General features: G+C 61.1%; 8 protein-coding genes. 1 reads left to right on the top strand and 7 read right to left on the bottom strand.

Annotated elements, in window-relative coordinates; translation table 11 throughout:
- Nucleotides 1-57 precede the first annotated feature (57 nt).
- The 4 genes from KGA97_RS21680 to KGA97_RS21665 all read right to left on the bottom strand — a co-directional run bounded on the left by KGA97_RS21680 (nucleotide 58) and on the right by KGA97_RS21665 (nucleotide 3,260).
- The gene (locus KGA97_RS21680) at nucleotides 58-462 is read right to left on the bottom strand and encodes a SufE family protein (protein ID WP_223481469.1); all 405 of its coding nucleotides are present in this window, start codon (nucleotides 460-462) and stop codon (nucleotides 58-60) included.
- On the bottom strand, nucleotides 459-1,664 hold the full coding sequence (locus tag KGA97_RS21675; RefSeq protein WP_223481468.1) for an aminotransferase class V-fold PLP-dependent enzyme: 1,206 nt from the start codon (nucleotides 1,662-1,664) through the stop codon (nucleotides 459-461). The genes KGA97_RS21680 and KGA97_RS21675 overlap by 4 nt, the downstream gene beginning before the upstream one ends.
- 165 nt (nucleotides 1,665-1,829) lie before the next feature.
- Nucleotides 1,830-2,864 (bottom strand): 2,3,4,5-tetrahydropyridine-2,6-dicarboxylate N-succinyltransferase, encoded by a 1,035-nt coding sequence (gene dapD / locus KGA97_RS21670; protein WP_008039387.1) that lies wholly within the window; start codon nucleotides 2,862-2,864, stop codon nucleotides 1,830-1,832.
- Between the two features lie 33 nt (nucleotides 2,865-2,897).
- Nucleotides 2,898-3,260, bottom strand: a complete 363-nt coding sequence (locus KGA97_RS21665) for an ArsC family reductase (RefSeq protein WP_008039388.1) — start codon at nucleotides 3,258-3,260, stop codon at nucleotides 2,898-2,900.
- Between the two features lie 288 nt (nucleotides 3,261-3,548).
- Between KGA97_RS21665 and KGA97_RS21660 the strand changes: the two genes are divergently transcribed.
- Entirely contained in the window at nucleotides 3,549-5,180 is a 1,632-nt protein-coding gene (locus tag KGA97_RS21660; protein WP_223481467.1) for a Na+/H+ antiporter, read from the top strand.
- 40 nt (nucleotides 5,181-5,220) lie between these two features.
- On the opposite strand, the gene dapC is transcribed toward KGA97_RS21660, so the two are convergent.
- The 3 genes from dapC to map all read right to left on the bottom strand — a co-directional run bounded on the left by dapC (nucleotide 5,221) and on the right by map (nucleotide 10,103).
- On the bottom strand, nucleotides 5,221-6,420 hold the full coding sequence (gene dapC, locus KGA97_RS21655; RefSeq protein WP_008039390.1) for a succinyldiaminopimelate transaminase: 1,200 nt from the start codon (nucleotides 6,418-6,420) through the stop codon (nucleotides 5,221-5,223).
- Nucleotides 6,421-6,572: 152 nt separating this feature from the next.
- Complete coding sequence (locus KGA97_RS21650) at nucleotides 6,573-9,275, bottom strand: [protein-PII] uridylyltransferase (protein WP_008039391.1); 2,703 nt, start codon at nucleotides 9,273-9,275, stop codon at nucleotides 6,573-6,575.
- Nucleotides 9,276-9,320: 45 nt separating this feature from the next.
- Nucleotides 9,321-10,103, bottom strand: coding sequence for a type I methionyl aminopeptidase (map, locus tag KGA97_RS21645; RefSeq protein WP_008028962.1), 783 nt, complete (start codon nucleotides 10,101-10,103; stop codon nucleotides 9,321-9,323).
- Nucleotides 10,104-10,259: the final 156 nt, after the last annotated feature.

Here is a 10,259-nt window from a genome sequence, read left to right as displayed (position 1 = left end):
GCATCGATGCGGTCATTCAGTTACACCGCGGTGATGCCATCGCCAGCAAGCCGGCTCCTACAGGGCGAGTTCTCGCATTCGCTGGAGCACGGCATTGAGGCCATTGCTGCGCGAAGGTGACAACTGCCGGCTGAGTCCAAGCTGGTTGAACCAGTCCGGCAAATCCACCTGCTGCAATTCGACCGCCGACAACCCGTTAACCCGCGCCAGCAACAACGCCACCAACCCGCGAATCAACCGCGCATCGCTGCTCGCGGCAAACTGCCAGTGGCCGTCCTGCAACGATCCCACCAACCACACCTGACTTTCACAGCCATGCACGCGGTTGGCGTCGACCTTATCCACATCGCTCAATGCCGGCAGCCGGTCGCCCCATTGCATCAGCAGTCGCGCGCGTTGCTCCCAGCCTGCGGCGTTCTGAAACGTTTCCAGCGCGGAGACGGCATCGGCAGGGAGGTTCATCGCAATAACTCCAGCGCTTGATCCAGCGCTTCAAAGAACCGTTGCAGGTCCTCTGAATCGTTGTAAAGCGCCAACGACACCCGAATCGCCCCGGCCAGTTCAAAGCTTTTCAGCAGCGGCATCGCGCAATGATGACCGGCGCGCACCGCGATCCCCTGTTCTGTCAGCAAGTGCGCCAGATCAGAGTTATGCACACCCTCGACGACAAAACTCGCCAGGGCCAGTTGCGGTTTGCCTAGCAAGCGAATGCCGTCGCGCGCCTCAAGACCTTTCAACAAATAGTCATGCAGCGCGGCTTCATGGGCCGAAACCGCGTCCTGATCGAGGCCGGCGAGGTAATCGAGCGTCGCCCCGAGACCAATCACGCTGGAGATCGGCGGCGTTCCTGCCTCGAAACCGAGCGGAGCAGGACGAAAGCGCGCGTGCTGGTAATCCGCATCCAGCACCATTTCGCCGCCGAACTGCCAATGGCGCAGTTGCTTGAGCGCCTCATGGCGGCCGAACAACACCCCCAGGCCATCCGGGCCATAGAGCTTGTGGCTGGAAAACACATAAAAGTCGCAACCCAGTGCCTGCACATCGTGTCGGCCATGGACCACGCCTTGGGCGCCATCGACCACGGTCAACGCGTCGTGTGCCTTGGCCATCGCCAGCAGCGCGGGCAATGGCTGCCAGGCGCCAAGCACGTTGGACAGTTGACTGACCGCCAGCAAGCGGGTTCGCGGGCCAATCAACGCGGCGGCGGTGTCGAGGTCGATCAAGCCGTCGGCGTCCAGCGGCAGGATCACCAGTTTCAGATCGCGACGGTGGGCCAGTTGCTGCCATGGCAGCAGGTTGGCGTGGTGCTCCAGGGCGCTGATGACAATTTCATCGCCCGGATTGAACAGGTGTTCCAGGCCATAGGCGAGGAGGTTCAGCGCAGAGGTCGCGCCGTGGGTGAAGATGATCTGCCCGCAATCACCGGCATTCAGCCATTGCGCGACTTTATTGCGGCTGTCCTCGAACGCCTGGGTGGCATGCGCGCCGGGCAAGTGTTGCGCCCGATGCACGTTGGCTGCGCCATTGGCGTAGTAATGCGCCAGGGCATCCAGAAGGGCTTGAGGTTTTTGCGTGGTGGCGGCGTTGTCCAGATAGGTCTGGTCCTGCCGTTGCAGGGCGGCGATGGCCGGAAAATCGGCGCGCCAGGGGGAGAGAATCATCATGGTATCGGGCCCTGCTAAACATGGGCGGACGTACGCCTGACCTGATGGTCTGGGCTACGCCGGACCTGTAGGAGCGAAGCTTGCTCGCGAAGGGGCCGGTGAGATCCCCAAAAGCTTCGCGGGCAAGCCTCGCTCCTACAAGAACAGGTGGTCGTGACGCTCTGCTTAGTTGTGAGCGTGCAGCGCTTCGTTCAGTTCGATCGCCGATTTGTGGGTTTTGCATTCCACGGCACCGGTTTCCGAATTGCGGCGGAACAGCAGGTCCGGCTGACCGGCCAGTTCACGAGCCTTCACGACTTTGACCAGTTTGTTGTTTTCGTCCAGCAGTGCCACTTTGGTGCCGGCAGTCACGTACAGGCCCGATTCAACGGTGTTGCGGTCGCCCAACGGGATACCGATACCGGCGTTCGCGCCGATCAGGCAGCCTTCGCCAACCTTGATCACGATGTTGCCGCCGCCCGACAGGGTGCCCATGGTCGAGCAACCGCCACCCAGGTCCGAACCCTTGCCGACGAACACGCCAGCGGAAACGCGGCCTTCGATCATGCCCGGGCCTTCGGTGCCTGCGTTGAAGTTGACGAAACCTTCGTGCATCACGGTGGTGCCTTCGCCGACGTAAGCGCCCAGACGGATACGAGCTGCATCAGCGATACGCACGCCGGCCGGCACGACGTAGTCGGTCATTTTCGGGAATTTGTCTACCGAGAACACTTCCAGCAGCTCGCCGCGCAGACGGGCTTCCAGTTGATGTTCGGCCAGTTCTGCGAGGTCGATCGCGCCCTGGCTGGTCCATGCGACGTTCGGCAGCAGCGGGAACACGCCGGCCAGGTTCAGGCCGTGCGGCTTGACCAGACGATGGGACAGCAGGTGCAGCTTGAGGTAAGCCTCAGGCGTGGAAGTCAGCGGCGCATCTTCGGCCAGAATGGTGGCGACCAGCGGCTTGTGGCTTTCGGCCAGACGGGTCAGCAGGGCAGCCTGGGCTGCGTCGACACCTTTCAGTGCTTCAGCCAGTTGCGAAGCCTGGGCGGTGCTGAACGCGATGGCCTGATTGCCTTCGGTGTAACCCAGAACCGGCGCGATGGCCGCGACCAGATCGGCCGACGGGTTGAGCAGCGGCTGAGCGTAAAACACTTCGAGCCATGCGCCCTGACGATTTTGAGTGCCGACACCAAAGGCCAGGCTGAATACGGAAGTGGACATGTAAATACCTCTAACAAAATTGAACGGGCTGGCTTACTTGAGCGCTGCCGCGTAGATATCTGGCTTGAAGCCAATCAGGGTTCGGTCACCGAGATCGAGCACCGGGCGCTTGATCATCGAGGGTTGTGCGAGCATCAGTTCGATGGCTTTCGGCTGGTCGAGATCGGCTTTGCGTTCGTCGTCGAGCTTGCGAAAGGTCGTGCCTGCACGGTTCAACACCACTTGCCAGCCGTGCTCGTCGCACCATTGGCTCAGGTGTTCACGGTCGATTCCGACCGCTTTGTAATCATGAAAGTCATAGCTGACAGCGTGTTCATCGAGCCAGGTGCGCGCCTTTTTCATGGTGTCGCAGGCTTTGATGCCGAAAAGGTGCAACGTTTTGCTTGAATCGGTCAAGGAATTGCCCCCTTTACAGGTGCTGGAAAAAAAAGGTGACGGATTATGCCATGACCGTCCGCTTAAAACGCAAAACCCTGTAGGAGCCGAGCTTGCTCGCGAAAGCGGCTTAACATTCAACATTGATAGTGGCTGACCTGCCGCTTTCGCGAGCAAGCTCGGCTCCTGCAGGGTTTGGGGTTTTTTCGAGACTGGCGACAGCCTGCGACATTGGTACAACGGTCAACCCGCAGTCTAAGCGGCTAATATGGCACTTCAATGCTGTCGATTGTCCGGGAACCGCGCTTTATGCAAACCGCCTACACCGTCCTGATCCTGTTGATGCTGGTCAGTGTTTCGCGCTTGGTCGGACGCGTGATCCCGTTGCCATTGCCGCTGGTGCAAATCGGTGCCGGCGCCTTGCTGGCCTGGCCGACGCTCGGTTTGCACGTCGCCCTTGACCCGGAATTGTTTCTGTTTTTGTTTCTGCCGCCGCTGCTGTTCTCCGACGGCTGGCGCATGCCCAAGCGCGAGCTTTGGCGACTGCGGGGGCCGATCCTGACCTTGGCGGTCGGCCTGGTGCTGTTTACCGTCGTCGGTGCGGGTTACTTCATTCATTGGTTGTTGCCGAGCATTCCGCTGCCGGTGGCCTTTGCCCTGGCGGCGGTGTTGTCGCCGACGGATGCCGTGGCCGTCTCGGCGATTTCTCAAAACCGACTGCCGACACCACTGATGCACATGTTGCAGGGCGAGGCGCTGATGAATGACGCGTCGGGCCTGGTGACCTTCAAGTTCGCCCTGGTCGCGGCGGTGACCGGGGTGTTCTCGCTGGCCAACGCCAGTCTGACATTTGTGTTGGTGGCGGTTGGTGGCCTGGCGGTCGGTGTTGCGTTGAGCTGGCTGGTCGGGCGTTTGCGCTCGTGGATGATTGCTCGCGGTTGGGATGATCCGGCGACTCACGTGGTCTTCATGTTGTTGCTGCCGTTTGCGGCTTACGTGCTGGCCGAACGCCTGGGGGGCTCGGGGATTCTGTCTGCCGTGGCGGCCGGGATGATGCAGAGCTGGCTCGATCTGCTGCCGCGCCAGACCAGCACCCGACTGCTCAACCGCAGCGTCTGGTCACTGCTGGAGTTCGCGTTTAACGGGCTGATCTTCCTGCTGCTGGGTTTGCAGTTGCCGGACATCATCAAAGCCGTGGCCAGCCACGAAACGTCGTTGTGGCCAACGCTGCTGTATCGCTGCCTCGACGTGGTGGCGATTTTCCTGGTGTTGGTGGTGTTGCGGTTTGTCTGGGTGCAGAGCATCTGGCGATTGTCGGGGCTGCTGCGTCGTTGGCGCGGTAAGGGCGAAATGACGCAAGTGCCGACGGCGCGCTCCTGCTGGTTGTTGACCGTCGGTGGGGTGCGCGGAGCGGTGACGCTGGCGGGTGTGTTGTCAGTACCGATACTGATGGGCAATGACGCGTTTCCTGAGCGCGACCTGCTGATTTTCATCGCGGCCGGGGTCATTCTGCTGTCGCTGATTGCCGCGTGTATTGCATTGCCATTGCTGCTGCGCGGCATCGAGAAGAGCCCTGACGACAAACGTCGCAGTGAAGTACGCGATGCCTGGCGCAAGACCGCCGAAGCCGCCATTCATGCGCTCGAAACCGAAGAGGCCAATCCGCAGGACGCCGCCCAGGCGGCGCTCGCTGTCGAACTCAAGGCACGGATCATGTCCGAGTATCGGCATCAACTGGAGGTGTTCAACGATTCGGCGGAAGCCCAGGCGCTGGCGTTTCAGATGGACCTGCTGGAGCGGCGTCTGCGCTTGAAGGCGCTGCGGGCGCAACGCCTGGAGTTGTATAAGCTCAGCCGTCACCACCAGATTGGTGATGACGTGTTGCGCGAGGTGCTGGGGGAGCTGGACTTGAGCGAAGCCAATCTGGGGCAGGTGAAATAGCGTCGCTCGTGCCGGCAAGCCGGCACCTGCAGGTTTGTGTTTATTTGCGGCGCTGGATGAAGGCGCGGATGCGTTCAGCGGCTTCCACACACTCGGCCAGTGGCGCAACCAGCGCCATGCGCACCCGACCGGCACCCGGGTTCGCACCGTCAACGTCACGGGACAGATAAGAGCCAGGCACCACGGTCACGTGTTCTTCGACGAACAGATCGCGGCAGAACGCCTCGTCATCACCTTCAACATTCGGCCACAGGTAAAAACCGCCATCCGGGCGCTGCACGTCCATCACCGGGCCGAGGATTTCCAGCACCGCGTCGTACTTCTCGCGATACAGCGCACGGTTGGCGCGCACATGCACTTCGTCATTCCACGCAGCAACGCTGGCCAGTTGAGTCTGAACCGGCATCGCGCAGCCGTGGTAGGTGCGGTACAGCAGGAAGCCTTTGAGAATGTCGGCATCACCCGCCACGAAACCCGAACGCAGGCCCGGCAGGTTGGAGCGCTTGGACAGGCTGTGGAACACCACGCAGCGCTTGAAGTCCTTGCGGCCCAGTTCCGCGCAGGCGCTGAGCAGGCCGGCGGGCGGGGTTTGTTCGTTGAAATACAGTTCGCTGTAGCACTCGTCCGCAGCGATCACGAAGTCGTACTCATCGGCCAGGGCGATCAGTTTTTTCAGGGTTTCGACCGGGATCAGCGCGCCGGTCGGGTTGCCCGGCGAGCACAGGAACAGGATCTGGCAACGCTTCCAGATGTCCGGGGAAACGGCATCGAAATCCGGGTTGAAGCCATTCTCGTCCAGGCACGGCAGGTAATGCGGCTTGGCGCCGGCGAGGAACGCGGCACCTTCATAGATCTGATAGAACGGGTTCGGGCTGACCACCAGGGCGTCGTCGCCACGGTTGACCACGGTCTGGGTGAACGCGAACAGCGCTTCGCGGGTGCCGTTCACCGGCAGCACGTTGCGCGCCGGGTCGAGCCAGCCGTTTGGCACGTTGAAGCGGCGTTCGCACCACGCGGCGATGGCTTCACGCAGGGCCGCAATGCCGAGGGTGGTCGGATACACGGCCATCTGGTCCAGATTGCTTGCCAGGGCTTCGGCGACAAAGCTTGGCGAACGGTGCTTCGGCTCGCCGATGGACAGCGCGATAGGGCGCTTGTCCGGGTTTGGCGTGACGCTGCCGAGCAGGGCGCGGAGCTTCTCGAACGGATAAGGCTGCAACTGGGACAGAGCGTTGTTCATCGGTAGATCTCGTTCAATGTGGAGGCCTGCCTGCCCTTTGTAGGAGCTGGCTTGCCGGCGATGGTCGTTAACGATGACGCGTGCTTATCGGGTAAGCGCGGGGCCTTCAAGTCCATCGCTGGCAAGCCAGCTCCTACAAAGAGCCGGCCAATTCAAATGCTTATGCGCGACAGTTTGATATCGGGTTCCTGGCTGACACTGAGCTGTTCGACGATCGCATCCTGCAAACGACTGCACAACAGTGGGTCAGACAACGGTTGGTTGTTGGCGTCGGTAATGAAGAACACGTCTTCCACACGCTCGCCTAGCGTGGCGATCTTGGCGTTCTGCAATGACAGGTCGAATTCCAGAAAAATCGTGCCGATTCGCGCCAACAACCCTGGGCGATCCGGGGCGCTGAGCTCCAGCACCGTCACCGGGCGCTGGGCGTCGTTGTGGATCGTCACCTGAGGTGCAAATGCGAAATGCTTGAGCTGGCGCGGTACGCGACGCTGGATGATCGTCGGGTAATCGTCCGGGTTGCGCAGGGCTTCGGTCAGGCCTTCGCGAATCTGTTTGACCCGCGCCGGGTTATCGCCAATCGAGTCGCCGTCGGTGTCGAGCACGATGTAGGTGTCGAGGGTGAACTGGCTGCTGGAGGTGATGACCCGGGCGTCGTGAATGTTCAGGTTGAGCTGGTCCATCGCGGCCACGGTCACGGCGAAGAAGTCGTGCTGGTCCGGCGCGTAGATGAAGATCTGCGTACCGCCCTCGAACTCGCGCTGGGTGGTTTCCTTGATCAGCACCAGCGGGCCGCCATCGGCCGGCTGCTGCAGGATCGCATCGGTGTGCCAGGCCACATCGCCGGCGGTGTGACGCAGGAAATAGTCATCGCCCAGTTGCGACCACAACTGCTCGACGTCGTCGGGGTCGTTGCCGCCGCGTACCAGAATGTCCAGGGCGGCGCTCTGAGTCTGGCGGATCTGCATTTCGCGATCCACCGGGTTTTCCAGACCGCGACGCAACGCACGCTTGGTCTCGGTGTAGAGCTGGCGCAGCAGGCTGGCGCGCCAGGAATTCCACAGCGTCGGGTTGGTGGCGTTGATGTCGGCGACGGTCAGCACGTACAGGTAATCCAGGCGGGTTTCGTCACCGACGATCTGCGCGAAATCATGGATCACCTGCGGGTCGGACAAGTCCTTGCGCTGGGCGGTGGTCGACATCACCAGGTGGTTCTGCACCAGCCAGACGATCAGGCGGCTGTCCCAGATTGGCAATTGATGGCGCTGGCAAAAGGCTTCGGCGTCCACTGCGCCAATTTCCGAGTGATCGCCATGCCGGCCCTTGCCGATGTCGTGGTACAGGCCGGCCAGGTAGATCAGCTCGGGCTTGGGCAGCTTGCCCATGAGCTTGCTGGCCAGCGGGAATTTTTCCGACACTTGCGTGTACTGCAACTTACGCAGGTGCTTGATCAGGTTCAGGGTGTGCGCGTCGACCGTATAGATGTGAAACAGGTCGTGCTGCATCTGCCCGACAATGAAGCCGAACTCCGGCAAATAGCGCCCGAGGATGCCGTAACGGTTCATCCGCCGCAGGTTGCGGTGAATGCCGATCTTGCACTTGAACAGTTCGATGAACAGGCTGGTATTGCGAATGTCGTTGCGGAAATCGTCGTCGATCAGGTGCCGGTTTTCCCGCAGCAGACGAATGGTGTCGGCGCGTACGCCCTTGATTTCCGGCTGCTGGGCCATCAGCACGAAGATTTCGAGCATGGCGAACGGCGTGCGGCGGAACACGTTGTCGTTGCGCGCCTCGATGTAGCCGTCGTGCAACTGGAACCGCGAGTTGATCGGCTGCGGCGGCGCTTCGTCTTCGGGCGCGAGGATGACTTCCTCGAAGTGCTGGATGATCAGGTCGCTGAGCTGGGCGATGCTCATGACCACCCGGTAATACTGCTGCATGAAGTTTTCGATGGCTTGCTTGGCGTCATCGCCCTTGAACCCCAGCAGGCCGGCAATCGAACGCTGGTGGTCGAACAGCAAGCGGTCTTCCGAGCGGCCGGCGAGCATGTGCAGCGCGTAGCGGACTTTCCACAGGAATTCCTGGGATGAAGCCAGCAGGGCGTTTTCGCTCTCGACCAGAAACCCTTCGCCGGCCAATGCCCGCAGGTTCAGGGTGCCGTATTCGCGGCGGGCGACCCACAGAATCGTCTGAATATCCCGTAGTCCGCCGGGCGAGCCTTTGACGTTGGGTTCCAGGTTGTATTCGGTGTCGTTGTACTTGTGATGACGGGCCTTTTGCTCGGCGCGTTTGGCCAGGAAGAACTCCTTGCTCGGCCACATGTGCGCAGTGCTGGTGACGTCGAGCATGCGCTGGCGCAAGTGCTCGGGGCCGCAGATGGTGCGGCTTTCCATCAGGTTGGTGACAACCGTCAGGTCGGCGCGGGCTTCAACGGCGCATTCTTCAACCGAGCGAACGCTCTGACCGACTTCCAGGCCGATGTCCCACAACAACGTCAGAAAACGCTCGATGGAATCGCGGAAAACTTCGTGGTCGGCGCTGTCCAGCAGGATCAGCAAATCGATATCGGAATAAGGGTGCAATTCCCCGCGACCGTAGCCGCCGACCGCGACCAGCGCGATGTCGGCATCTTCACTCCAGTTGAACTGCTCCCAGGCCTTTTGCAGGATGTTGTCGACGAACCACGCTCGATCCTCGATCAGCCGGCGAATCTCCCGGCCGCTGCGAAAGCGCTCGTCGAGCACCTCGCGCGCCTGGCGGATCGCCTTCTTGAAGGCCGCGATCGGGCTGGCCTTCAGGGCCAGTTCAGCCTGGAACTGGCCACGGTCGAAGAGTTCGGGATCCACCTGTGGCATCGATTGGCTTTCCTATCTATAAGGCTGAGAGCTGTGCGGACCGGATCAGGCCGAAACGCGCGGGATGGTGTCGTCGCTGCGCAGGGTGAAGATCTCGTAACCGGTTTCGGTCACTGCCAGGGTGTGTTCCCACTGGGCCGAGAGCTTGCGGTCCTTGGTGATCGCGGTCCAGCCATCGCCCAACACCTTGGTGTCGGCCTTGCCCTGGTTGATCATCGGCTCGATGGTGAAGGTCATGCCCGCTTTCAGCTCCATGCCGGTGCCGGCACGGCCGTAGTGCAGGATCTGCGGTTCTTCGTGGAACACCTTGCCAATGCCGTGGCCGCAGAACTCGCGAACCACCGAGAAACCGTTCTTTTCGGCGTGCTTCTGAATCACTTCACCGATGTCGCCCAGGCGGCAGCCGGGTTTGACGATTTCGATGGCCTTGTACATGCATTCCTGGGTCACTTGCGACAGGCGCTCGGCCCAGACCGGCACGGTGCCGACGTGGAACATGCGGCTGGTGTCGCCGTGGTAGCCGTCCTTGATGACGGTGACGTCGATGTTCAGCGTGTCGCCGTCTTTCAATGGCTTCTCGTTCGGGATGCCGTGGCAGACCACGTGGTTGATCGAGGTGCAGATCGACTTCGGATAGCCTTTGTAGTTGAGCGGGGCAGGGATGGCCTGCTGCACGTTGACGATGTAGTCGTGGCAGATGCGGTCCAGCTCTTCAGTGGTGACGCCCGGCTTGACATGTTCAGCAATCATTTCCAGCACATCGGCGGCCAGTTTGCCGGCGACACGCATTTTTGCGATGTCCTCCGGGGTTTTGAGGGTGACGGTCATACAGGCTCTCTCTACGCTCGATGGCGCTTGTCAAAACGGAATGGGCAGTGTGCGATCAATCTTTACCGCCCTGAAAAACGCGATTCTAACAGACGAACAGCGCAAATCTGAGCCTCTGTACATCGCTTCTCTCTATAGATAGGCGCATTCTTGAGC

The sequence above is a fragment of the Pseudomonas sp. BF-B-15 genome, from assembly GCF_019946675.1.
Taxonomy (GTDB): domain Bacteria; phylum Pseudomonadota; class Gammaproteobacteria; order Pseudomonadales; family Pseudomonadaceae; genus Aquipseudomonas; species Aquipseudomonas migulae.
Note: the sequence above shows the minus strand (reverse complement) of the source record. Positions and strands in the feature narration are given on the sequence as shown.

Coding starts and splice junctions, on each gene's coding strand:
- KGA97_RS21680 (WP_223481469.1), bottom strand. CDS start 462: ATGAACCTCCCTGCCGATGCCGTCTCCGCGCTGGAAACGTTTCAGAAC.
- KGA97_RS21675 (WP_223481468.1), bottom strand. CDS start 1,664: ATGATGATTCTCTCCCCCTGGCGCGCCGATTTTCCGGCCATCGCCGCC.
- dapD (WP_008039387.1), bottom strand. CDS start 2,864: ATGTCCACTTCCGTATTCAGCCTGGCCTTTGGTGTCGGCACTCAAAAT.
- KGA97_RS21660 (WP_223481467.1), top strand. CDS start 3,549: ATGCAAACCGCCTACACCGTCCTGATCCTGTTGATGCTGGTCAGTGTT.
- dapC (WP_008039390.1), bottom strand. CDS start 6,420: ATGAACAACGCTCTGTCCCAGTTGCAGCCTTATCCGTTCGAGAAGCTC.
- KGA97_RS21650 (WP_008039391.1), bottom strand. CDS start 9,275: ATGCCACAGGTGGATCCCGAACTCTTCGACCGTGGCCAGTTCCAGGCT.
- map (WP_008028962.1), bottom strand. CDS start 10,103: ATGACCGTCACCCTCAAAACCCCGGAGGACATCGCAAAAATGCGTGTC.